Here is a 22,242-nt window from a genome sequence, read left to right on the forward strand (position 1 = left end):
CTTATTTCTGTATGTAGTGTAAGCACTTAAAATAATATTTTTAGCTCATCCCGTGATAGGATGACGCCTCTCATTCCAAGCGCCCACACTTATCGGCTGTTAGTTGTTAAAGAACAAAATCGAATTTGACATTTCAAATTCGTCTGACTGTTTTAACGAGAATTAATTGCTTAACTCAATCGTCGTTGCCGTCAGCAGCAAAGAATGTAATTATGAACCAACTTACTACATTCTGTCAAGCATTTTTTAAAAATATTTTTAATTTATTTTTAAAACCAACCAATCAATATCTTATTTACAACATTAACTAGCTTTGCTTGCCCCCCCTATCGCTTCGCTTTAAAAGCATTGCGTTAGCAGGAAAGATTTGAATTATAAACCAATCCCAAAACCTTGGCAAGCTTTTTTAACAAAAACTCAAAAAAACACCCTACCCAAAAAACAACAAACATCAAAAACCAAAACGCAATTCATTGATTTAAAAAGAATTATCTCTTTTACAATATATTTGTGTTAAAAATACAACATCAAAATAATCTTTTTCTTTACCTCCCTCATTTTTTAATTCTTCCTCCTTAGAAAGATTGCTTATCTTTACATTTGTATTTATAGTTATATTCACATTCTGCAATGAAAATTACATTTTATTTCATCTAATATAACTATCTAACAGCGGAGACCACAATATATGCAAATAAAAACGATAAAACTAGCCGTTTTTACGCTTCTTACGCTAACGCTTACAGCTTGCGCAAATAAACCCACTATATATTATTGGGGAAAATATCCATCCACAATACAACAAGCCTTGAGTGATCAAGCAACAGTATCTGTAGATGAGCAAATTTCGCTTATTGAAAAAGATATTCAGAATGCTAACCATACCAACAAACCTCTTCCCCCAAGTATGCATGCTCATTTAGCATTGCTACTAAGCGAAGTTAACAAACTTGATCTCGCAATAAAGCATTTATTAATAGAGAAACAGCTTTTCCCTGAATCAAGTTCTTTCGTTGATGCATTAATAACCAAACTAAAACAACGCTCACCCGCCTCACAAACTCAAACTAAAAACTAATATTGTATAAAGGAGGAATATTATGCGTAAATTTTATACATTCATTCTATTAGCACTTACGTCCTTAATAAGTGCATGCCAAACACCTGTTGATAAATCAGCTTTAATAAATAGCAACCCAAAATCTATTCTTATTTTGCCGATGGTGAACAACTCTACAGAAGTTAAATTCCCAGAAGCATTATTGGCCATTCAATCATCGCAGATTGTGTCTGAAGCAGGTTATTACACTTTCTCTCCTTATATTATTAAAAAATTCTTCGCGGACAATGGATACCATGAAGCACAAGAAATTCATGATATTCCCCTCGAACAACTCAGAAAAATATTTGGTGTTGATGCCGTTCTTTATCCTGTACTAGAAAACTTTGGAACCAAATACAAAGTACTACTATCTTCCTCTGGAGCAACCGTAAGCGGAAAACTTATGGATACGCATACAGGAGAAATTATTTGGAAAGACTCTGCCACAGCCGAAAAAGCCTCTGTCGGTCTTCTTGATGCACTCATCGCCCAAATAGCTGATAGCCTGACAGATACAGCATCCAATTTTTCTATTGTCGCTATCAACGACTTATTAACACCAACCCCTCAAAAAGGCTTAGCACCGGGACACCGTTCTCCAGAAAGAACGTCTACACCAAAGTAATACATTACAGGATTAATACTCATGAAAAAATACTCTCTTCTAGCAACAATCTTATCTACTTCTCTTCTCGCAGGTTGTGCTATCGAAAGTCATCGTACGGTAGAAACTCATAAAGTCGCTTCCTATCAAACAAGCTACCATGGTCCAAAATCGACTATTGCTATTGGTAAATTTACTAATCGCTCACAATATCAGCAAGGCGTATTTTCAAACGGTACTGACCGTTTAGGTAGCCAAGCCAACACTATTCTCCAAACTCATTTGCATCAAACAGGTCGCTTCTCTGTATTAGACAGAAGTAATTTGGACGAAACACAATTCGAAGCCAAGCTTAAAGGTCAACGCCAACAACTCAAAGGCGCCAAATACATCATTACGGGTGATGTTACAGAATTCGGGCGCAAAACAACTGGTGACAAACAACTATTTGGTATTTTAGGCAGTGGTAAAACACAAACGGCCTATGCCAAAGTTAACCTGAACGTTGTCGATACACAAACAGGTGAGGTAATCTACGCATCACAGGGTGCTGGCGAATACAGTCTATCTAGTCGAGAACTTATTGGTTTTGGTAGCACCTCTGGCTATGACTCAACATTGAATGGCAAAGTACTTGAATTAGCGATTCGTGATGCCGTCAATCATCTAGTTACAGGCATCGAGCAAGGTCACTGGCATCCGTAATCTATCTGCTTTTTTTTCTAAATATCCCCTTCATGCTTTTTTAAGATTACAATGAAGGGGTTTATTTTTACTTTTTTTACAAATGACTGCCGCTTTTATCGCTGGTTTTTTACTCTGCTTATCGCTCATTGTTGCCATCGGCTCTCAAAACGCTTTTGTTTTAAAACAAGGTCTAAAAGAAGAGCATATTTTCTGGATATGCTTACAATGCGCATTCTCTGATGCCTTAATCATTGCCATAGGTGTTTTTGGTTTTGGCTCGATTATCGAAAACTTTCCTTGGGCTTTAGTGGCTATTAAATATATCGGATCGGCTTTCCTGATTGTTTACGGTTTGATGCACCTACGTTCCGCCATTAAAGGAGGGCAATCACTTATCACCGAAGCGGATGCACAAAAATCTTCCTTAAAAAAGGTGCTACTGATTACCGCTGCACTCACCTTTCTTAATCCACACGTCTATATTGATACCGTATTTATTATTGGTTCTCTAGCGACCAAATATGCCGATACCAAAATATATTTCTATTTAGGCAATATTTTGGCTTCCTTTTTATTTTTCTTCTCTCTCGGCTACGGAGCTCGTTTATTACAGCCTATTTTCCGTAAGCCTCGTGCTTGGCAAATTCTAGACTTTATTATTTTTATTGTCATGGTCAGTATTGCCATTTCTTTATTGCTAGAATAATTCAATATTTTTATACATCTTTATATCCTTAGGGGATACAACATGCCGTTTTTCGCCAATTTCAGAGCCCTTTTTATACGCTACCCTCTGGAATGCTTTTTTATCCTAACTCTCTCAATACCAACCCTCTTTCTCTCTCTCGATACATTTGAACACTATTATCACCCCTGGTTAGTCGCACCGATTGCCTTTGTTACCCTCTATCGCTTACATACCCTCCACCGTATCGCCTATTATCTGAGTGCCCTCATTCTTCCTGTTATTATGGCGTGGATAACTATCCAGCAAATTAACTTATGGAATCACATCGCTTTTTATGCCAGCTATCTTATTGCATTATTGGTCTTCCTCTCGAAAGACTGGCGTAAAGAAAACCAGTACTATGTTCAACAGTTTCTCAATACCCTTATTAACCTCAGTTGGGCAGGTATTGCGGCGCTGATTCTCTATACAGCATGCATGATTATCATCTTTAGTGCTGACACACTCTTACTCAATGCAGAAAATTCCCTTGAGGAAATCAACCGTCGTATTGCGCTATTTTCTACTTTTGCCGTCTTTCCGCTCTTTTTTCTCTATTTCGAAGATAAAGGTGAGGCTACTCTCTCGCTCAACCGTTTTGCTGAAACTATTATTCGTTTTATTTTCAATCCTGCCATTCTGATTTATACAGCGATTATCTATATCTATATAGGTCGGATTCTCATCACGGGGGAAATGCCTTCTAATAGTGTGGTGCATTTAGTATGGCCCTATTTGCTCACCGGTTTGGTAATTCAAGCATTAAACTGCTTAACTCCTAATGCCTACCCTAAAGTTCTCTCGCTATTTCGCTACCTCGTCTTAGCCCCGATTGCGCTAGTCTGGGTAGCATTAAGTATTCGTCTTTATCACTATGGACTCACGCCTACACGCATCGTCTTATGCGCCACGATTGGTTTAACTACACTCTACTACGTACTCAATCTTTTTCAGGACAAAGTGCAGTATCGTCATTTTGCTAGCCTTGCCATTGCGATGTTGGTCTTTTTAGGCTTTATCTATCCTCCCTCAAAAATGGCGCAACAAAACCAACTCGCGCGTTTTGAAAAAAGTGTAAAAGCATTAAATCTCGTTGATGACAACAACCAACCCGTGACAAATTTTGCAGAGACACTCCAAAAAATCATCCATGGTAGTCCTGAAGCCACACAACTGGTTATGGCAAAACATGCACTAGACTATCTAGAATATGGCGATGCAGATAAGAAGAGTTTCACAAGCCTTGAGCAGCGTTTTGGAGAAGTTAGATTAGGATTGCTTAAAGACCATTACTTTGTTGTCACAGATAAGCATGCAGACCATGTAATAAAGCTAGAGGAATCTTCTATTGAGGATTATATCGACCCTTATCCCTCGTTTAGCAGTAACAGCCTCTATCTCAACTATGACTTACAAAATTTCAAACGTCTAATCAGTCTAAGCAATGTTGAATTTCGTGTCGCCACACCATCAGACAACCACGAAAATAACGCTTCATCGGACAATACATCAAATCAGATGGCGGAAAATACCATTGAGTTTACTTTTCCGAATAGCGATGAAAAACTACAACTCAGTGTCAATTACTCACAGCATGTCGCTGATGTGTTTACTAAACATGGTTTAGATATCCAAAAAGCCTACCCCAACAAGATTCTCAATACCCTCACTAAAGATATGCTTGAGATAGATACTCCTCGCTACTTACTCGTATTAAATAACCTTTCTTTGCAATATAGTGAAGAGAAAGGCTATGAACTATGGAGTAAACCATCAGAACTCTTTTTGTTAGAGAAGAAATAGGCAATTGACCTCTCTTCTAAACATTAGGCTTGTAAATGCACCGTTTTTATCTACTCTGCCCCCAAAGACTCCGTTCTTTAAGTCAGGGAGAGGGAGGACATCAAATAAAAGCGGTGCATTTATTTAAGCACTTTACTTTAATTTATCCGCATATTTCTGCATAAATTTCGCCACTTTTTGGGAAATCACCAAGGAACAATACCCTTGTTCTGGATTGCGGTCAAAGAAATCATGATGATATTCCTCTGCCGTCCAAAAAGTTGCGGCGGGGAGAATCTTGGTAACGATAGGCGCTACAAAGTTCACTTGCTGCTCTGCGATGGCTTGATGAGCCAATTGCGCTTGCTCTTCATCTTGATAAAAAATCACCGAGGCATACTGTGGTCCCTCATCATACCCCTGACGGTCTAAGGTGGTAGGGTCATGTGTATTAAAAAACACCTCTAATAAGGTGGCATAGCTGATTTCTTCGGGATTAAAGTCAATTTTAATTACTTCAATATGTCCAGTTGTTTTTTCCTTGACTTGGGTATAGCTCGGGTTATCAATATGCCCACCACAATACCCCGGTAACACTTGATTCACCCCGCGTAATCGTTTGAAAACAGCTTCTGTACACCAAAAACAACCGCCACCAAAGACTGCTACTGCCATTGTTTATCCTCTGTTAAAATTCCATCATTATTCATCATAGTATAAAACACAATTATGTTAAGTTTTCCTCAAATTGATCCTGTCGCTTTGGAACTCGGTCCTATTAAAGTCCATTGGTATGGACTAATGTATTTGCTCGCTTTCCTTTTTGCATGGTTATTAGGTCGTTATCGTGTCAAAAAGGGCGCATTAGATATTAGTCAAGAGCGCTTTGAAGACTTACTTTTTTACGGCATTATGGGCGTAATTCTGGGCGGTCGTCTAGGTTATGTGATTTTCTATAAACCTATGTACTACCTCTCTCATCCTCTCGAAATATTCTCAGTTTGGGACGGCGGTATGTCTTTCCATGGTGGGCTAATTGGTGTACTGATTGCCATGCTCTATTTTGCCCACAAAGAGAAAAAGACTTTTTTTCAAATTGCTGACTTTGTTGCACCACTCGTGCCTTTAGGTCTAGCAACAGGTCGTTTTGGTAACTTTATCAACGGGGAATTATGGGGCCGAGTCACCGATGTTTCTTGGGGTATAGTATTTCCAAATAGCGATGGTGCTGTACGCCATCCTTCACAACTTTATCAAATGGCACTCGAAGGGATTGCCCTATTTATTATTCTCTGGATTTTCTCAAGTAAAAAACGCCCAACGGGTCAAGTCAGTGCGGTATTCCTTATGGGTTACGGCATCTTCCGTTTCTTAGTGGAATATACACGAGAGCCAGATGACCATCTTGGTTTCTTAGCTCTCGGTTTCAGCATGGGTCAATGGCTGTCTTTACCCATGATTATTGCTGGTGTGATTCTATTTGTCGTTAGCGCAAAACAATCGAACCGTCAGCCGACACAGTCACATTAACCTTACCACTCGATAACTCTACGGTATCTGCTGAATAGGATTTGGCAGATGCCGCTACACCCGCTGCACGCAACATACGTGTATCTTGACCGGCATTCATATCCAAACGCACGCTTTCGATACGATAATCCTGATGACCAAATGCTTTTGTGGTTGCCTGTGCTTTTTCTCGGAAAGCTTCAGCTGCCTTAGTGATTAGACTACTCTCCACTTTCTTTTTAGCCTCATCCGATAAGAAAAAACGAATGCCGTCTAAGGTCATATGCTCTTTGGTCGCAGCAATAAACTCTCGGGCTTTTTCAAAGTTTTTAGTTGTTACTACCACTTCACCTCGCATTTCCCACAAGATATTTTTACCTTTTTCACCTGCGCTCCAAAAACCATAATCACCATTAGCGACAACTAAATCCTTATCCGCTTTACCTTTTTCAATCACCGCATTAATGGCTTTATTTAACTCTTCTGTGAGTGCTTGTTGATTCTCACCTGATAACTGCTTAGACAAAGTAAAACGAACCATATCCGCATCCACTTCTTCTTGTACTGAAGCTACTAGATAAATCGTGGTATCTTTTTTAACGGTGGCTGTTGTGTTGTCTGTGGTTACTTGAGCGATAGCTGGTGCTTGCCATAAAGCAAAAGACATAGCACTTAACGCAAATAAACGTTGGATAGTAGACATAGCATACTCCCTGAAAATAAATAAGATAACCGGATATTACCCCGATTTATTTCACAGCGTAAGCCCTCCTCGTTAAAGCTTTGTAAACTTGTCCATTAGAAAAATTTCAATAGACTTCTGCATTCATGTTTACAAAAAACAGACAACCGCACTTTTTATACATAGCACAATAAAAGCACATAAAAAAAGCGAGCCTATTGGCTCGCTTTGAAGAGGATGCCCCGCCTGTAGCGTCAAGGTCGGCACCTCGAACCCTAAAGTTCAAAGTCGGTGGACTGGAATAAAGCTTCGGGTTCATCGCTAAACGACAATCGCTCCCACTTTACTGATTTACCACCTTGTGCCATACGCATAGGTAAGAGATGAATGACCAAGGTCACGACTACCGCAGGGCAAAACAGGTAAAAATATTAGATAGCTTTCAAATCATCTATGCTACTATCCAACATCGCATTAATTTCGTTTATTTTACTCTGGAAATCACCAAATTGTACACCCTTAAATGGTCCATCTCCAGACTCCATACTCATAATATCTGAAGCTAATTTAATACTAGCCATAATCGCAATTCGCTCAAGACTAAGATTAGGAGCAGACTCTTTAATGGATTGCATTAATTGGTCAGCATGTTGAACAGCCGCGAGTAATTTAGCTTTTTCGGCACTACTAACGCTTAAAGTGAGATTACGATCCAGAATATTAACTTCTACGCGTTCCATCTCTTACTCCCCTTTCTCAATACTATTGGTTGGCAAATTCTCCAATACATGGGCTACACGATTACGCACAGACTGTGTATGATGGCGCCAGTTTTCGATATCTGCTTTCGCTTTAGCCAAAGCATCTTCCAAGATATTCACTTGGGTTGTTAAGGATTGCACCTGCTCGCGTAATGTCGCATTCTCAGACTGCACCGTCTCTGTTTGTGATACCAAATCAGAACTTAATGCAGCAACTTTTGTCTCTTGCTCTGATAGCTGTTCACGCAAAGCACTCTCTGATGCCTCGACGGTTTCTAAACGAGCTAATAAACTGGTTCGCTCCGCTAATAAACGACGACTCATTTCGACGACTTGCGCTACACGGACAGCAACTTGGTCTAGTTCTTGCAACATAAGCTTTTAATAGATAAAGTGAATGAAAAAAGTTTATCGACAGGGTAAACTTAGCTAAAGGTTCATTTTACCTTGCTTTTATAAAAATAAACCTTTTTCTAGAATTATTTCAAGATTTATTTCACCGCATTACACAAGGAAAATCTGCTATGCCAGCCATTCAAGCGAAAGAATACCCCAAAAATCTTCCTTTATCCGTGAGCTTTTTAGGTCTTGGTGCCATGGGTCTACCAATGGCAGGACATCTTGCTGCTGCAGGATATTCCGTCACCGTTTACAACCGCAACCCCGCTAAGGCAGAACAATGGGCAAACGAGTTTAAAGGTAAGGTGGCCACTACGCCTGCTGAAGCGGCCAAAGAAGCCGATATTATTTTCTGCTGTGTAGGTAATGATGATGCATTGCGTGAAATGACTACCGGTTCTCAGGGTGCTTATCAAAGTATGAAAGCTGGTGCTATTTTTGTCGACCATACCACCACTTCAGCAGAGGTGGCAAAAGAAGTTTATCAAATCGCTCGTGAAAAAGGCATTCACTTTATTGATGCCCCTGTTTCAGGAGGGCAGGCAGGTGCTATTAATGGTGTTCTCACGGTCATGTGTGGTGGTGATGAAGAAGCTTTCAACAAAGCAAAACCGGTCATGGATGTATTCTCTCGTTCTGTTATATATTTAGGCAAAAGCGGTTCTGGTCAGTTAGCTAAAATGGTTAATCAAATTTGTATTGCAGGTCTTGTGCAAGGTTTATCAGAAGCACTTGCTTTTGGTGAACGTACGGGTCTTGATATGGAAAAAGTCCTCGCTGTCATCAGCAAAGGTGCTGCACAAAGCTGGCAAATGGAAAATCGTGGCAAAACGATGCTAGAAAATAAATTTGATTTTGGTTTTGCGGTGGATTGGATGCGTAAAGACTTAGGATTAGTCTTTGATGAAGCTGCACGCAATGGTGCAGAACTACCTGTTACTCGCCTCGTCGATAGTTTCTATGCAGAGGTTCAAGCCAATGGTGGTAACCGCTGGGATACGTCAAGCTTGATTACACGATTAAAGAAAGGCTAATCATTATGATATAAGCACTCGTCAATCGGTGCCTGTACATATCCTTTCCGTAAGGATATGGTTTAAAAAACGAACTACTAAGAATGTCTTAGTAGTTCGACTTCGCTCAATAGCAATCACTACTTCCCAATACAGAATCGACTAAAAATCACACCTAGCAAATCATCAGCACTAAATTCGCCGGTGATTTCATTAAGAGACTCTTGGGCAAGCCGCAAATGTTCTGCCAATAATTCAATATTGTCATAACCATTAACAGCGGCATTTTCCAATTCATCACGTGCAACATTTAATGCATTAATATGTCGTGTCCGTGCTAGGAACAAGCCCTCACTTTCACCTTGCCAGCCAATGATATTCAGTAACTCTTGTTTCAGTAGATCTAGACCCTCACCACGCATCGCTGATAAGCGAATCAATGTATTAGCATTGGTATAGGCATCAATGTTTTCAGCATGAAAAGTACTGTTTGTCGTCTCTCGTACAAAACGCCCTACGCTCTGCCCTGTCAGATCAGCTTTATTATGCACTTCAATTTTTTTCAATCCGCTCGGCATACTCGCCAAAATAGCTTGCGTTTTCTCATTAATGCCTTCGCGAGGGTCGATTAAAATCAAGGCAACATCTGCATTTTGTAGTGCTTTATGGCTACGCTCAATACCGATTTTTTCTACTACATCATCCGTCTCTCGAAGACCTGCAGTATCGACGATGTGTACAGGCACGCCATCTAAAGTGATTTGCTCTCGTACCGTATCTCGCGTTGTCCCTGCAATATCCGTCACAATAGCAATATCATCACCTGCTAAAGCATTTAATAGCGACGACTTACCAACATTAGGTGCACCGACAAGGACGACATTCATCCCCTCTCGTAGAATCGCTCCTTGGGTAGCTTGAGCTAATACCTTGTCGAGCTCCTCTCGTAAGCGTGCCAACTTACCTCGTGCATCTGCCGCCTCCAGAAAATCAATTTCTTCCTCAGGAAAATCTAAGGTTGCCTCTACCAACATTCGCAGATTAATCAAGTTATCAACGAGTTGATGAATATGATTAGAAAAGTTACCCTTTAAACTACGCAATGCCATACGAGCAGCAGACTGACTGGAAGCATCAATAAGATCTGCCACACTTTCCGCTTGAGCCAAATCGAGTTTATTATTTAAAAAAGCTCGCTTAGTAAACTCACCGGGTTCTGCTAAACGCGCGCCTAAAGCAAGGCAACGAGATAACAACATATTCATCACCACAAGGCCACCATGACCTTGTAGTTCAATAACGTCTTCACCCGTAAAACTGGCTGGAGCAGCAAAATACAATAGCAATCCATTATCAATGGCACGCCCTTCTTCGTCCAAGAAGTCGGTGTATAAGGCCATGCGAGGTTTTGGTGTTTTCCCTCCACTCAGCGCTAAAGCCAAGGGTAAGAGATTTTTACCCGATAGACGAATCACGCCGACACCACCACGGCCTGGAGCCGTAGCGATAGCAGCAATAGTTGATGCGGAATATGTCATGATTTAACCAATATCTTGCACTTCAACGATGAGTTGCGTTTCTATAATACGCACCTGTCCATCGCCATGATTAATTACCTTACGCTGTCGTTGTTTATAACGCCTTTTTCGCAAAAATCTCGTTTCAGCTTTTTCGAGTTTAGGCGCAAACAATAAAGAGGACAATTCTTTTAGTGCTTCCGTATAAACACCTCGCTTAAATTCAATCACTTGATCAAGCTGAACCCAATAGTTACTCCAGCGCCATGCATCAAATTCAGGATGATGAGTAGCTCGTAAACTAATATCTTTATCTTTGCCAACTAAGCGCAATAAAAACCAAATCTGCTTTTGTCCTTTATAATGACCTCGCGACTCACGTCGCACAAAATTTTCTGGTACGTTATAACGTAACCAGTTTCGCGTTCGCCCTAATATTTGTACATGTTCGGGTTTAAGGCCGAGTTCTTCGTACAGCTCTCTATACATGGCTTGTGTGGGATTTTCACCATACTTTATGCCACCTTGAGGGAATTGCCACGATTTTTCTCGAATTCTTTTACCCCAAAATACCTCATTCTTGTGATTTACAAGGATAATACCAACATTAGGACGGTAACCTTCGCGATCAAGCATGCACCGCCCCTTAAATTCAAATACAATTAGGTTTGATTATACGTTTCTATTGAGAAAGTAACCATGTTAGCATCACATTTTCACTTAAATACTTCAAAAGAAGCCCCTGCAGACGCCGAAGTCATTAGTCATCAACTGATGATGCGTTCGGGCATGATTCGTAAACATGCTGGCGGTATCTATACTTATATGCCACTTGCACTTAAGGTTTTACGCAAAATCGAAAATATTATTCGTACCGAAATGAATAATTCTGGAGCTATCGAAGTTCTTATGCCTGTTGTCCAACCTGCAGAACTTTGGATGCAAACAGGTCGTTGGGACGCTTATGGTGCAGAATTACTCCGTATCAAAGATCGTCACGGTCGCGATTTTGTACTACAACCCACGTCTGAAGAGGTCGTTACTGACATCGTCGCTAATGAGGTACAAAGCTGGCGACAACTTCCGCTTAACCTCTATCATATCCAAACAAAATTCCGTGATGAGCGTCGTCCTCGTTTTGGCTTAATGCGTGGTCGTGAATTCACGATGAAAGACGCCTACTCTTTTGACCGTGATGAAGCTGGTGCACTAAAAAGCTATGACAATATGTTTAATGCTTATAAACGCATTTTCACTGCTTTAGGTTTAAAATTCCGTGCAGTAAATGCAGATACTGGCTCTATCGGCGGATCTCGCAGTCATGAGTTCCAAGTGATTGCAGATACCGGTGAAGACCTTATCGTCTACAATCCAGATTCAGAATATGCGGCCAATATTGAATTAGCTGAAGCACCATGCTTAATTGCAGAACGCGCAGCACCGACACAAGCTATTGAACGTGTACCCACACCGGGTTCTAACAAATGCGAACTTGTTGCTACGCAACTCGGCCTACCACTTGAACGCACCGTCAAGTCTGTGGTGTATAGCGTTAGCGATGAGGAAGGCAAAAAATCAATCTACTTACTTTTAGTACGTGGGGATCACGAAGTTAATGAAATCAAAGTGGGCAAACTCGCTGGTTTTGAGCATGGTTTTGAATTGGCTAGTGAAGCGGAAATCCTTGAGCACTTTGGCTCTCAACCGGGCTATTTAGGCCCTGTTCAACCCCTTAAGCCTATTACCATTATTGCGGATACCACAGTGGCCAATATGAGTGACTTTGTCTGTGGTGGCAATAAAGAAGATACTCACTGGATTGGCGTAAACTGGGGACGCGATTTAGCTGAGCCTATTGTTGCTGATATTCGTAATGTCGTAGCAGGTGACCCTGCAGTTGGCGAACCTGGCACTTTAGCGATTGAGCATGGCATCGAAGTTGGTCACGTCTTCTTCCTTGGTGATAAATACTCTGAAAAACTTAAAGCAACTTACCTTAATGAGCAAGGTAAACCTGAAATTATTCAAATGGGTTGCTATGGCATTGGCGTGAGTCGCATCATGGCAGCGGCTATTGAACAAAATAACGATGAAAAGGGAATTATTTGGCCAATGCCAATGACCCCTTTTGAAGTCGTCATTTGTCCAATTGGTTGGGGCAAAAGCGAAGAGGTTCGCCAACAAGCCACCGCTATTTATGAGCACTTAAAAGCCCAAGGCATTGATGTGATTCTGGATGACCGTGATGCTCGTCCTGGCGTGATGTTCTCTGAATGGGAGCTCATTGGTGTGCCTATCCGTGTAACCGTTGGTGAACGCGGATTAAAAGATGGCATTATCGAAGTACAAGCCCGTCGTGATGCAGAATCTGTCAAACTGTCACCATCTGAAGTAAATACTTACGTTTTAGAGCTATATAACAACCTTAAAAATACGCTATAATTTTTTGATTTAATAGCATTTTTATCGTTTTATAGCTAATGAATTCAGAAAATTCCGTAGAATTCACCTTCCCTGTCCGTGTCTATTATGAGGATACGGATGCGGGAGGTGTGGTTTTTTATGCCAACTATTTAAAATTCTTTGAACGTGCTCGTACAGAATGGTTACGTCATTTAGGTGTTAATCAAACTGCGCTTGCCGAACAGTTCAATATTATCTTTGTTGTCGTAGGTACCCAAGTACAATACAAAAGTCCTGCTCGCTTAGATGATTTATTAACGATTAGAACGCGTGTTAAAAAACTTGGGAATGCATCAATCGACTTTGAACAAATCTGTGAACGAGACGGTCAAACGTTGGTTCATAGTAATATTCAAATTTGTTGTGTAAACCTTACTTCTTTTAAAGCAACCCCTATTCCGGACGTTGTCCGCTCTCTTTTACTTTCTGTTCAGGATATTTAGTATTATGAATCCCGTCACTCCAGCACCCGTAGCCGAAGAAATGTCTATCCTCGGATTAATTGCTGACGCCAGTATTCCCGTTCAACTGATTATGCTTATCTTAGTAGCGATTTCTGTTGTTTCTTGGGCATTTATTATTAGTAAATACCTTACGATTACTCGCACTATGAAACAAACACGTGAATTTGAACAAAACTTCTGGCGAGGTGGTGATTTAAGCTCACTTCACCAAACCATCGCTCGCAATCCTGATGATGCGGGTCCTTTAGCTCGTATTTTTGATGCAGGGATGAGCGAATTTTTAAAATCACGTAGCAAAGAAGCCTCTCCTGAAGCACAAATTGAAGGCGCTGAACGTGCGATGCGTGCTACTTACCAACGCGAAGTAGACTCACTAGATGCTAAACTAAGTTTCCTTGCCTCTGCAGGCTCTGTCAGCCCTTATATTGGTTTATTAGGGACGGTATGGGGGATTATGCACTCTTTCCTAGGATTGACAACCAATGCAACCGCTACCCTAGCGGCAGTTGCTCCTGGTATTGCAGAAGCACTCATTGCGACAGCGATTGGTCTTTTTGCAGCCATTCCTGCAGTACTTGCTTATAACTACTTCTCTAACTCTATCGATAAGGCATCTAGTCGTTTTGATAGCTTTATGGATGAATTCTTAAATATCTTACAACGTCAGGCTAAGTAGTTATGGCTGGAATGAGAAAAGGACGTGGTCGCTCACGTCGCATGAAAAATGAAATGAACGTAGTACCTTACATTGATGTAATGTTGGTACTATTGGTCATCTTTATGGTAACGGCCCCAATGATTACACCGGGATTAGTTAACCTTCCTTCAGTAGGACAAGCAGCAGAAGTCCCTGCAACACCTGTTGAAGTACAGATTGAAGAAAATGGGGATGTATCCGTACGTCTTCGTCAAGCAGGCGCAGATTTTGAGAAAATCCCCAAAGAGGAAGTTCTTGCTCGTATCCAATCCATGATTCAAGCTGCTGATACACCTGTTGTCATTTCCGCAGACGGTAAAGTGCCTTATGAAGATGTCATGACCATTATGGATACATTACGTTCTAATGGATTAACTCGTTTAGGCTTAATGGTTAACCAAACAAAAGCCACTCCCGCTAAAAAATAGCTGGAAATAGCCGATAGTGTTAAAAGTAGTGAACCCATGAGTAAATTTGAAAACCCCAACGATTTCTACGAGCAAAAGGACGACAAAAAAGGTGTTGCCTCTTCTGTTGTCCTCCACCTTTTGCTGGTTGCTGGTATTATTGTGGGTGCATTAGACAAAAGTGACTCTGCTGCAGGACCTCTACAGCTAGAGCTATGGACGGAAGGAACGGAGCAAATTGTTGCTCCTCCTGCAGAGACACAAACACCAGATCCCGCAGAAGAGGATACGCGCACAGAAGAAGAGGCTCAGGCAGAACCTGAACCTGAACCTGAACCTGCTCCTGAACCAGAGGCTACCCCTGCACAAGAGGTAGTTCCTGCACCTCCGCCTCCTCCCAAGGCTGAGCCTAAAGTCACGCCTAAAGCTGAACCTAAAACCCCTCCAAAAGCAGAACCAAAAGCTGCTAGCAATGAGGAAAATCCTGAGATTGCTTTAGAGAAAAAACGTCAACAAGAGCGTGCTGCTGCTAAAGCTTTAGCAGAAAAACAGGCAAAAGAAAAAGCAGCTAAAGAAAAAGCCGAGAAAGAAGCCAAGGAAAAAGCGGAAGCCGCCGCAGAAGCCAAAGCTAAAGCTGAGGCAAAAGCTAAAGCTGAGGCAGAAGCTAAGGCAGAAGCCAAAGCTAAGGCTGAAGCTAAAGCTAAGGCAGAAGCTAAAGCTAAGGCGAAAGCGGAAGCCGAAGCCAAAGCTAAGGCTGAGGCAGAAGCTAAAGCAAAAGCTACCGCTAAAGCCAGAGCTGATGCACGTCTAGCCGCAGAGGCAAAAACCAAGGCCAACTCCGCTGGCGATGCTCGTCTTGCCGCATTACGAGGTGATATTAATAGCCGCGCAGGTATCAAAGGTGGTCAAAATGATCGCAACCAAGTCGGTGGCGGCGGTGGAAATGATGCTTATGCACGCAAAGTTAAAGCTTGTGTGGAACCTCGTTTACGCTTTAGTGGTAACCAACGTTTTGCTGTACGCTACAAAGTAGAATTTGATGGTGCTTATAAAGTAACGAATGCTCGCATTACTCGTACATCGGGCAATAAAGCATTTGATACTGCAGCACTGAATGCACTCAAATTATGTAATCCTTTCCCCAAACCCCCTACTGGTAATAACTATGTAGAAGGTAATTACGAGTTCCGTCCTCGTTAAAGAATTTATTTTTAGGAGAATAAAGCAATGTCATTATTCCGCTCTCGTCCACTCCAACGTGGACTCGCCTTTTTAGGTACTCTTGTCATGGGAGCTACACTTTCGTTTACTCCCGTTCATGCTCAAGTCAACGTTAATCTTTCTGGCTCTGGTGCAGCTAGCAATAAGTTCCCTATCGTGGTGGCTGATTTTGCTGGTGTTAACGGTGTAGAAATTGCCAATATTATTGCCGCTGACTTAAACCGCTCAGGTCAATTTGAAGTCACACGTATTGGCGTCATGAGTACTGATGCGAATGGCTCACCTAATTGGGCAGCTTTAGCCGAAGCAGGCGGTGGTCAAAATGTTGTCTACGGTAGTGTCAATGGCAATACTGTTAACTACAATTTGGGCGATACTGCACAACAGACCAATCTACAATCATTAGCGATTTCTGATGCAAATATGCGTCGCAAAGCACATAAAATTGCTGATGCGGTTTATGAACAATCTACTGGTGTTCGTGGTGTTTTTGCAACAAAAATCGCATATGTAACAGGAAGTACACTTTTTGTTGCAGATGCTGACGGTGAAAATGCACAAGCCGTTGCCTCTGGTGCTTCTATTATTTCACCTGCATGGTCACCTGACGGTACTCGTTTAGCCTATGTGAGTTTTGAAACAGGCAAACCTGTTGTATATGTACAAAATTTAAGCTCAGGTGGTCGTCAAACTGTTGCTAATTTTAAAGGCAACAATAGTGCCCCAGCATGGTCACCAAACGGCTCACAGCTCGCTGTGGCCTTGAGTATGGACGCTTTGTCTAATATCTATATCATCGGTAGTGGTGGCGGTGGTAGCCCACGTAAAGTGACGAATTCTCCAGAAATCGATACCGAACCTTACTTCTTCCCAAATGGTAGTGGATTGATTTTTACCTCTGACCGTGGAGGCAGTCCACAGATTTACCGTACAGGTATCAATGGGGGTGAGGCAAGTCGAATTACCTTTAGCGGTTCACAAAATGTTTCAGGTAAGATTTCACCTGATGGCTCTAAATTAGTATATACTAGTATGAGAGGTGGTGGTTACTCTATCGCCATCAATGGTTTAGGTTCGGGGTCAGATCAATTACTGACATCTGGCCCTAATGACCAGTCTCCAAGTTTCTCTCCTAACGGGATGCAGGTGCTGTATGCAGCGAGTGGGCGTTTAGGCATTGTAAATGCTGATGGCTCTTTCTCGACAACAATACCAAGTAATGGCTCTGTTACTGCAGCTGCTTGGGGACCGTTTACAGAGTAAACATAGAGTAATTTTGTTTTGTTTGTTTGTTTTATTATTAAAGGAAATGCTATGTCTCGCTTAGCAAAAATCTTATCTGCAGTTGCAGTAGCTGCTACTTTAGCTGCGTGTTCTTCTACATCAACAGACACAGGTGCTGGTACAGGTGCTAACGCAGGTGTTATGGATCCATTCAATCCAAACAGCCCATTAGCGCAAAACCGCTCAGTATACTTCGCATTTGACAGCTATGTTGTTGAATCTCAATTCCAACCTTTAGTTCAAATGCACGCTCAATACTTAGCAGCTAACCAAGGTCAACGTATCCGTATCGAAGGTAACACTGACGTACGTGGTAGCTCAGAGTACAACTTAGCGTTAGGTCAACGTCGTTCAGTAGCTGTTGCTCGCCAATTAACTCAACAAGGCGTTAACGCTGCTCAAATCGAAGCAGTAAGCTTTGGTAAAGAGCGTCCAGTTGCAGCAGGTTCTTCTGAAGAAGCTCACGCTCAAAACCGTCGTGCAGACATTAACTACTTACGTTAATCCTTCGCGGTTTTAACTCGACATTCATTGTCCACGCCGCAATGGTTATCTACTGTTGCGGCGTTTATTTTTAAGAGATAACAGATGACGCTCCATAAAAAATCTATTGCTTTATTGCTTTCTGGTGCTTTTTTAAGCTTAGCTCAACCAGCTTTCGCCCAAGAAGATGAACAAGCTCGCCGCGCTATTCTAGAACTTCGTTCACAATTAAAACAAAGCGATATGGTTCGCAATGACTTAGCTAGCCAAGTTCAACAACTTCAAAATGAACTACGTCAGCTACGTGGTCAATTAGAATCCTTAGGTAATGTCGGTCAGACCCAAGTACTTGAAGCACGTGCTAATGATGATATCGGTCCATCAGCACAAGTTGGCGACCCTGCGGAACAACGTGCCTACGATGCAGCGCTAGATTTATTCCGTGCAGGAGATTATGCGGCCTCATCAAAAGCGTTAGCTAATTTTACCGCCAGCTATCCTGCCAGCCCACTTGCTCCAAGCGCCCTTTTTTACGAAGGAAGCAGTCGTTATGCGAATCGTGATTTCCAAGGTTCTATCAAAACCTTAAATGAAATGTTGGCAAGTTACCCTAAAGATCCCAAAGCAGGGGATGCTTTACTCGTTATTGCGGGTAGTCAATTAGAATTAAACAATGTTGCTGGCTCTAAAGCTACACTAGAGCGCACTATTAAAGAGTACCCAGGCACACCCGCAGCGGATACCGCCAAAGAGCGTTTAGCCCTTTACTAATCGTTTTGCTCTTTTCTTAATCATAAATGCCAACCACCCGTTGGCATTTTTTTCTAAATTTTTTATACGATGCCATTAAAAGAAATCCTCTTAGGTCAAACTCCCTATGCTTATCTTGATGAAGGAAGTGGCCCTGTTTTGCTTCTCATTCACGGTTCTCTATGTGACTATCGCTATTGGAAATGGCAGATTCCCGAGCTAATGCAACACTATCGTGTAATTGCACCTAGCCTACGTCACTACGCCCCTATTCCTCTAGATAACAAAGAAGGATTTTCTTTTACTCAGCACGCTCAAGACATCGCTGACCTACTGAGTATCCTTAATATTGAATCAGCCCATATCTTAGGGCACTCTCGAGGCGCTGCTGTTGCTCTCGATTTAGCCTTGCGTTTTCCTCAATCTGTTTCTTCTCTTATTCTCGCTGACCCAGGTGTTCGCAATCCCAATCAACTACAAGAAAGTGTTGAGTTTAAAAAAGAGGCTTTACGCCTTATTGACAGCGGAGAAATAGATGCGGGACTCACCTTATTTATTGATACTGTTAGTGGCGAAGGGACATTTAAGCGTATGGTACGCTGGTTTAAAGAGATGGTGAGAGAAAACGCTCATACCCTTTATCTACAGCGCTACGAGCCCCCTTTTCTTATCAACGAGCAACTGCTACAACTTGCTAAACTACCTATCTCATTAATCGGTGGCTCGGCTAGTCCTCACCCTTTTCCCGAAATTAATACCGCCTTAGCACAACTATGGCCTCATGCACAATGTCATACGCTCGCCCCTGCTTCTCACGGCATGAACCTCGCACTACCGCACGAGTTTAACCATATTGTGCATGAACATATTCAACAAGTTAATCGCTAAACGAACGAGAAGCAATCGATTTCATTAAACATTCCGTGGTGACTTCATGACCATTACTCAAGATAAAAGTCACCGCAACCTTATCACCTTCTTTAATGGATTGAGGTTTAAATAACATCACATGATGAGCACCTGGCTTTAAAGATAGGGATTGTCCTGCAGGAATTTCAATTTCGCCAACATGGCGCATCCCTTTCATCCCATCTTTTTCATAGGTTTCATGCAACATTGCCTCTGCAAAAACCGCTGATTTTACCCCAGTTATATAAGCCGACTGTTGCTTATCTTTATTGTGCACTTCTACATAAACCGCTGATGGTCCCTCTGCACGAAAACGCCCCCAACATTGTTGCAACTCAAGTTCACTCGCACTTGCTTTAACAACCGCCGCGTGATGATTATCATGTGAATGATGATGCATAGTATGTCCCGATGTCTGTGCATATGTTATACCGCTCAACACCATACTGCCCATAACAATCAAAGATGATAATTTCACCATAATCCTCTCCTATAAGATATCTTCAAAAAACACTTAGCGCCTAATTTACTCGTAGGTAAAATCACTCTACTCCAAGAGTCTGATTATACGCTTAATGCTCCTCTAGGGATAACCCTAGCATCTTTTCTATATTAAAAGTTAAAATACCCCACTAAAATAGTAACGTTTCTCTTTTGTTTAACCCCACTATGGCACTACGCATTTTACTTGTCGAAGATGAACCTGATTTAGCGCATTGGCTAAGTAAAAGCCTCTCTCAAACAGCAGGCTTTAATGTGGAATGGGCAAATGACGGCTTACTCGCTTACAAACGTCTTTCCGTTGAGGAGTTTGATGCCGTCATTTTAGATTTAGGTTTACCGAGTATGGATGGGCATACACTACTCAGCAAACTAAGGGCAGAAGGTAATCTCACCCCTATCCTTGTACTCACAGCGAGGGATTCGCTATCCTCTCGTGTACAGACACTGGATATTGGTGCAGACGATTTTATTCCTAAGCCCTTTATGGTCGAGGAACTCATTGCCCGTATCAGCGCGCTAATACGGCGCAGCCGTGGTCGTGACAAGCCACATATGAGCTGTGCTAGCTTAACTTACGACTCACAGACTAAATGCTTTTCTTTACTCCAAAAAACACTTTCTTTAACACCTAGAGAAAGTGAAGTTCTTCGCATATTACTACAAAAAAGTGGCGAACCTGTCGGTAAGGTTTTTATTCTAGATCGTTTAAGTGACACCGATGATGAACTCACCGCTGACGCTATTGAGGTCATGGTACATCGTCTACGCAAAAAACTTCAAGGTAGTGATGTTCAAATCACCACTTTACGAGGGATTGGCTACTGCTTGGAACCTATTAATGAAACATAAACAACGCAGTCTAAAATCAACGCTATTGTGGTTACTATTACCGATTATTGTACTGATTATGCTGACCTCTTTAGTGTTATCGTTACAAACACTAAAAACTCAAGTCAATCAAGCTTTTGACCGTACCTTAGCAGGTGCATTACGTTCTATTGAAGTAAATATCCGCACAGACCATGGCGGTCTCTCGATGGAACAACCCTTTTATCTTTTTGAATTTCTCGAATTAGCGACTCAAAGCCCCGTCTATTTTCGCGTATTTTCCGAAGACGGATTGACGGAAATAGGCTTTAGTCTACCCTCTCCGACGCACCTACGTGAACTCACACCTAATCCCAGCTTCTATGATAGCAATTATTTTGGCGAAAAAATTCGTGTCGCAGCAATGGCTATCTATCCCAAACAAGGCTTAAGTTATGCTCCCAGTACACGTCTTATTATTCTGGTTGCTGAAGGTTTAAATGCTCGCGACAAACTCTTTAATCAAATGATTTGGCAAACACTCACACGAGACCTCATCACTTTAGTTATCTTTGCCGTTATCATCTCTATTGGCATTATCTTTGCCCTACGCCCACTACAACAACTCAGCAATAAAATTGCCAATCGCAATGAAAATGATCTACGTCCCATTATTGAACAAGAGCTCCCTTCGGAAATTACTCCGCTCGTAGATGCTATCAATACGCATATGGAACGTTATGAGCGCAAAAGTCGTCTGCAAAGACAATTCTTAGATGATGCCTCACATCAACTTCGCACACCACTTGCCGTACTGAATACACAATTGGGTTATGCTAAAAGTCTTGCCGATAAAAATAGCGAAATGGAGGAGGTGCTGATTGCTATTCAACATCGATTATCCAAAACTATTGATATTACCAATCAATTGCTTACCCTTGCAAAGGTACAAGATGCCGCAGACAAACTGCATCAACATCTACAATTTGACATTGTCAACCTATCAGAGCTAACGCAACAAACCGTTAATGAGCTACTCCCTATTGCTCGTCGAAAAAAACTGGACTATGGGCTAGATATTCCTGAGCATACCATCTGGGTACAAGGTGTGGCATGGCTGATTAGAGAGGCATTAAGCAATCTCATTACCAATGCTATTAAATATTCACCAAAACATTCTCAAATCACCATCCTCCTTCGCGAAACCCATACGCATATTCTGCTTTCTGTGGAAGATAATGGCCCAGGTATGTCTGCTGAGGATATTGCTTTGGCAGGTAAGCGTTTTCGTAGAGGAGAAGCTGGACGTGAGCAACAAGGCTCTGGTTTAGGACTGGCCATTGTGCAAACAATTGCAGAAATTAATCATGCCGAATTAGAACTTACCTCCCCACCCTCAGGTGGATTACTCGCTACCTTAAAATTCACTCCCCCCATTTTGCAAAAAACACACTAAAAACCTAGGGACTT

General features: G+C 41.7%; 26 protein-coding genes. 18 read left to right on the forward strand and 8 right to left on the reverse strand.

The annotated features are described in order from the left end of the window. The first annotated feature begins 688 nt into the window (after window positions 1–688). From HKX39_RS06885 to HKX39_RS06905, 5 genes are all read left to right on the forward strand, one after another. Window positions 689–1,078: a DUF4810 domain-containing protein gene (locus HKX39_RS06885; RefSeq protein WP_171680595.1), complete on the forward strand. Its 390-nt coding sequence runs from the start codon at window positions 689–691 to the stop codon at window positions 1,076–1,078. A gap of 22 nt (window positions 1,079–1,100) precedes the next feature. After that, entirely contained in the window at window positions 1,101–1,727 is a 627-nt protein-coding gene (locus HKX39_RS06890; protein ID WP_171680596.1) for a GNA1162 family protein, read from the forward strand. Between the two features lie 21 nt (window positions 1,728–1,748). Then, the gene (locus HKX39_RS06895; RefSeq protein WP_171680597.1) at window positions 1,749–2,411 is read left to right on the forward strand and encodes a CsgG/HfaB family protein; all 663 of its coding nucleotides are present in this window, start codon (window positions 1,749–1,751) and stop codon (window positions 2,409–2,411) included. A gap of 82 nt (window positions 2,412–2,493) precedes the next feature. Further along, window positions 2,494–3,099 carry a LysE/ArgO family amino acid transporter gene (locus tag HKX39_RS06900; RefSeq protein WP_171680598.1) on the forward strand — a complete coding sequence of 202 codons (606 nt, stop codon included), beginning with the start codon at window positions 2,494–2,496 and terminating at the stop codon, window positions 3,097–3,099. Between the two features lie 42 nt (window positions 3,100–3,141). Next, complete coding sequence (locus HKX39_RS06905) at window positions 3,142–4,923, forward strand: DUF4153 domain-containing protein (RefSeq protein WP_171680599.1); 1,782 nt, start codon at window positions 3,142–3,144, stop codon at window positions 4,921–4,923. 132 nt (window positions 4,924–5,055) lie between these two features. On the opposite strand, the gene msrA is transcribed toward HKX39_RS06905, so the two are convergent. Next, entirely contained in the window at window positions 5,056–5,577 is a 522-nt protein-coding gene (msrA, locus tag HKX39_RS06910) for a peptide-methionine (S)-S-oxide reductase MsrA (RefSeq protein ID WP_171680600.1), read from the reverse strand. Window positions 5,578–5,631: 54 nt separating this feature from the next. Here msrA and lgt point away from each other — a divergent pair, with 54 nt between their 5' ends. Beyond that, the gene (gene lgt / locus HKX39_RS06915) at window positions 5,632–6,432 is read left to right on the forward strand and encodes a prolipoprotein diacylglyceryl transferase (RefSeq protein ID WP_171680601.1); all 801 of its coding nucleotides are present in this window, start codon (window positions 5,632–5,634) and stop codon (window positions 6,430–6,432) included. Here lgt and HKX39_RS06920 read toward each other — a convergent pair. From HKX39_RS06920 to HKX39_RS06930, 4 genes are all read right to left on the reverse strand, one after another. Further along, window positions 6,389–7,114, reverse strand: a complete 726-nt coding sequence (locus tag HKX39_RS06920) for an SIMPL domain-containing protein (RefSeq protein WP_171680602.1) — start codon at window positions 7,112–7,114, stop codon at window positions 6,389–6,391. The genes lgt and HKX39_RS06920 overlap by 44 nt on opposite strands. A 254-nt stretch (window positions 7,115–7,368) precedes the next feature. Continuing rightward, window positions 7,369–7,494 (reverse strand): hypothetical protein, encoded by a 126-nt coding sequence (locus HKX39_RS10760; RefSeq protein WP_281356455.1) that lies wholly within the window; start codon window positions 7,492–7,494, stop codon window positions 7,369–7,371. A gap of 30 nt (window positions 7,495–7,524) precedes the next feature. Then, a complete protein-coding gene (locus tag HKX39_RS06925; protein ID WP_171680603.1) occupies window positions 7,525–7,833 on the reverse strand; it encodes a cell division protein ZapA in 309 nt (102 codons plus the stop codon). 3 nt (window positions 7,834–7,836) lie between these two features. Beyond that, on the reverse strand, window positions 7,837–8,229 hold the full coding sequence (locus HKX39_RS06930; RefSeq protein ID WP_171680604.1) for a hypothetical protein: 393 nt from the start codon (window positions 8,227–8,229) through the stop codon (window positions 7,837–7,839). A gap of 149 nt (window positions 8,230–8,378) precedes the next feature. Between HKX39_RS06930 and HKX39_RS06935 the strand changes: the two genes are divergently transcribed. Further along, window positions 8,379–9,287: an NAD(P)-dependent oxidoreductase gene (locus HKX39_RS06935; RefSeq protein ID WP_171680605.1), complete on the forward strand. Its 909-nt coding sequence runs from the start codon at window positions 8,379–8,381 to the stop codon at window positions 9,285–9,287. 119 nt (window positions 9,288–9,406) lie between these two features. On the opposite strand, the gene mnmE is transcribed toward HKX39_RS06935, so the two are convergent. Next, a complete protein-coding gene (gene mnmE, locus HKX39_RS06940) occupies window positions 9,407–10,807 on the reverse strand; it encodes a tRNA uridine-5-carboxymethylaminomethyl(34) synthesis GTPase MnmE (RefSeq protein WP_343043434.1) in 1,401 nt (466 codons plus the stop codon). After that, the gene (locus HKX39_RS06945) at window positions 10,808–11,419 is read right to left on the reverse strand and encodes an RNA pyrophosphohydrolase (RefSeq protein WP_171680607.1); all 612 of its coding nucleotides are present in this window, start codon (window positions 11,417–11,419) and stop codon (window positions 10,808–10,810) included. Between the two features lie 63 nt (window positions 11,420–11,482). Between HKX39_RS06945 and HKX39_RS06950 the strand changes: the two genes are divergently transcribed. From HKX39_RS06950 to HKX39_RS06990, 9 genes are all read left to right on the forward strand, one after another. After that, entirely contained in the window at window positions 11,483–13,225 is a 1,743-nt protein-coding gene (locus tag HKX39_RS06950) for a proline--tRNA ligase (protein ID WP_171680608.1), read from the forward strand. A 38-nt stretch (window positions 13,226–13,263) separates the two neighbouring features. Further along, window positions 13,264–13,689 (forward strand): tol-pal system-associated acyl-CoA thioesterase, encoded by a 426-nt coding sequence (ybgC, locus tag HKX39_RS06955; protein ID WP_171680609.1) that lies wholly within the window; start codon window positions 13,264–13,266, stop codon window positions 13,687–13,689. A gap of 4 nt (window positions 13,690–13,693) precedes the next feature. Continuing rightward, complete coding sequence (tolQ, locus tag HKX39_RS06960) at window positions 13,694–14,386, forward strand: protein TolQ (protein WP_171680610.1); 693 nt, start codon at window positions 13,694–13,696, stop codon at window positions 14,384–14,386. Between the two features lie 2 nt (window positions 14,387–14,388). Further along, window positions 14,389–14,835: an ExbD/TolR family protein gene (locus HKX39_RS06965; RefSeq protein WP_171680611.1), complete on the forward strand. Its 447-nt coding sequence runs from the start codon at window positions 14,389–14,391 to the stop codon at window positions 14,833–14,835. A 36-nt stretch (window positions 14,836–14,871) separates the two neighbouring features. Next, on the forward strand, window positions 14,872–16,014 hold the full coding sequence (gene tolA / locus HKX39_RS06970) for a cell envelope integrity protein TolA (RefSeq protein WP_171680612.1): 1,143 nt from the start codon (window positions 14,872–14,874) through the stop codon (window positions 16,012–16,014). Window positions 16,015–16,041: 27 nt separating this feature from the next. Next, complete coding sequence (tolB, locus tag HKX39_RS06975; RefSeq protein WP_171680613.1) at window positions 16,042–17,298, forward strand: Tol-Pal system beta propeller repeat protein TolB; 1,257 nt, start codon at window positions 16,042–16,044, stop codon at window positions 17,296–17,298. 51 nt (window positions 17,299–17,349) lie between these two features. Next, complete coding sequence (gene pal, locus HKX39_RS06980; RefSeq protein WP_171680614.1) at window positions 17,350–17,823, forward strand: peptidoglycan-associated lipoprotein Pal; 474 nt, start codon at window positions 17,350–17,352, stop codon at window positions 17,821–17,823. An 84-nt stretch (window positions 17,824–17,907) separates the two neighbouring features. Then, entirely contained in the window at window positions 17,908–18,573 is a 666-nt protein-coding gene (gene ybgF, locus HKX39_RS06985) for a tol-pal system protein YbgF (RefSeq protein ID WP_171680615.1), read from the forward strand. A 69-nt stretch (window positions 18,574–18,642) separates the two neighbouring features. Beyond that, window positions 18,643–19,440, forward strand: a complete 798-nt coding sequence (locus tag HKX39_RS06990; protein WP_171680616.1) for an alpha/beta fold hydrolase — start codon at window positions 18,643–18,645, stop codon at window positions 19,438–19,440. Here HKX39_RS06990 and HKX39_RS06995 read toward each other — a convergent pair. After that, window positions 19,430–19,942: a copper chaperone PCu(A)C gene (locus tag HKX39_RS06995; RefSeq protein WP_171680617.1), complete on the reverse strand. Its 513-nt coding sequence runs from the start codon at window positions 19,940–19,942 to the stop codon at window positions 19,430–19,432. The two genes, HKX39_RS06990 and HKX39_RS06995, sit on opposite strands and share 11 nt — an antisense overlap. A 188-nt stretch (window positions 19,943–20,130) precedes the next feature. Here HKX39_RS06995 and HKX39_RS07000 point away from each other — a divergent pair, with 188 nt between their 5' ends. Both HKX39_RS07000 and HKX39_RS07005 read left to right on the forward strand, forming a co-directional pair. After that, on the forward strand, window positions 20,131–20,814 hold the full coding sequence (locus tag HKX39_RS07000; protein ID WP_171680618.1) for a response regulator: 684 nt from the start codon (window positions 20,131–20,133) through the stop codon (window positions 20,812–20,814). Next, window positions 20,804–22,228 carry a sensor histidine kinase gene (locus HKX39_RS07005; RefSeq protein ID WP_171680619.1) on the forward strand — a complete coding sequence of 475 codons (1,425 nt, stop codon included), beginning with the start codon at window positions 20,804–20,806 and terminating at the stop codon, window positions 22,226–22,228. Before HKX39_RS07000 ends, HKX39_RS07005 begins: the two co-directional genes overlap by 11 nt. Window positions 22,229–22,242: the final 14 nt, after the last annotated feature.

It is taken from the genome of Pelistega suis, from assembly GCF_013133795.1.
Taxonomy (GTDB): domain Bacteria; phylum Pseudomonadota; class Gammaproteobacteria; order Burkholderiales; family Burkholderiaceae_B; genus Taylorella; species Taylorella suis.

Excerpts from the sequence above, each read along its gene's own strand:
- HKX39_RS06885 (WP_171680595.1), top strand. The coding sequence starts at position 689 with ATGCAAATAAAAACGATAAAACTAGCCGTTTTTACGCTTCTTACGCTA.
- HKX39_RS06890 (WP_171680596.1), top strand. The coding sequence starts at position 1,101 with ATGCGTAAATTTTATACATTCATTCTATTAGCACTTACGTCCTTAATA.
- HKX39_RS06895 (WP_171680597.1), top strand. The coding sequence starts at position 1,749 with ATGAAAAAATACTCTCTTCTAGCAACAATCTTATCTACTTCTCTTCTC.
- HKX39_RS06900 (WP_171680598.1), top strand. The coding sequence starts at position 2,494 with ATGACTGCCGCTTTTATCGCTGGTTTTTTACTCTGCTTATCGCTCATT.
- HKX39_RS06905 (WP_171680599.1), top strand. The coding sequence starts at position 3,142 with ATGCCGTTTTTCGCCAATTTCAGAGCCCTTTTTATACGCTACCCTCTG.
- msrA (WP_171680600.1), bottom strand. The coding sequence starts at position 5,577 with ATGGCAGTAGCAGTCTTTGGTGGCGGTTGTTTTTGGTGTACAGAAGCT.
- lgt (WP_171680601.1), top strand. The coding sequence starts at position 5,632 with ATGTTAAGTTTTCCTCAAATTGATCCTGTCGCTTTGGAACTCGGTCCT.
- HKX39_RS06920 (WP_171680602.1), bottom strand. The coding sequence starts at position 7,114 with ATGTCTACTATCCAACGTTTATTTGCGTTAAGTGCTATGTCTTTTGCT.
- HKX39_RS06925 (WP_171680603.1), bottom strand. The coding sequence starts at position 7,833 with ATGGAACGCGTAGAAGTTAATATTCTGGATCGTAATCTCACTTTAAGC.
- HKX39_RS06930 (WP_171680604.1), bottom strand. The coding sequence starts at position 8,229 with ATGTTGCAAGAACTAGACCAAGTTGCTGTCCGTGTAGCGCAAGTCGTC.
- HKX39_RS06935 (WP_171680605.1), top strand. The coding sequence starts at position 8,379 with ATGCCAGCCATTCAAGCGAAAGAATACCCCAAAAATCTTCCTTTATCC.
- HKX39_RS06945 (WP_171680607.1), bottom strand. The coding sequence starts at position 11,419 with ATGCTTGATCGCGAAGGTTACCGTCCTAATGTTGGTATTATCCTTGTA.
- HKX39_RS06950 (WP_171680608.1), top strand. The coding sequence starts at position 11,483 with ATGTTAGCATCACATTTTCACTTAAATACTTCAAAAGAAGCCCCTGCA.
- ybgC (WP_171680609.1), top strand. The coding sequence starts at position 13,264 with ATGAATTCAGAAAATTCCGTAGAATTCACCTTCCCTGTCCGTGTCTAT.
- tolQ (WP_171680610.1), top strand. The coding sequence starts at position 13,694 with ATGAATCCCGTCACTCCAGCACCCGTAGCCGAAGAAATGTCTATCCTC.
- HKX39_RS06965 (WP_171680611.1), top strand. The coding sequence starts at position 14,389 with ATGGCTGGAATGAGAAAAGGACGTGGTCGCTCACGTCGCATGAAAAAT.
- tolA (WP_171680612.1), top strand. The coding sequence starts at position 14,872 with ATGAGTAAATTTGAAAACCCCAACGATTTCTACGAGCAAAAGGACGAC.
- tolB (WP_171680613.1), top strand. The coding sequence starts at position 16,042 with ATGTCATTATTCCGCTCTCGTCCACTCCAACGTGGACTCGCCTTTTTA.
- pal (WP_171680614.1), top strand. The coding sequence starts at position 17,350 with ATGTCTCGCTTAGCAAAAATCTTATCTGCAGTTGCAGTAGCTGCTACT.
- ybgF (WP_171680615.1), top strand. The coding sequence starts at position 17,908 with ATGACGCTCCATAAAAAATCTATTGCTTTATTGCTTTCTGGTGCTTTT.
- HKX39_RS06990 (WP_171680616.1), top strand. The coding sequence starts at position 18,643 with ATGCCATTAAAAGAAATCCTCTTAGGTCAAACTCCCTATGCTTATCTT.
- HKX39_RS06995 (WP_171680617.1), bottom strand. The coding sequence starts at position 19,942 with ATGGTGAAATTATCATCTTTGATTGTTATGGGCAGTATGGTGTTGAGC.
- HKX39_RS07000 (WP_171680618.1), top strand. The coding sequence starts at position 20,131 with ATGGCACTACGCATTTTACTTGTCGAAGATGAACCTGATTTAGCGCAT.
- HKX39_RS07005 (WP_171680619.1), top strand. The coding sequence starts at position 20,804 with ATGAAACATAAACAACGCAGTCTAAAATCAACGCTATTGTGGTTACTA.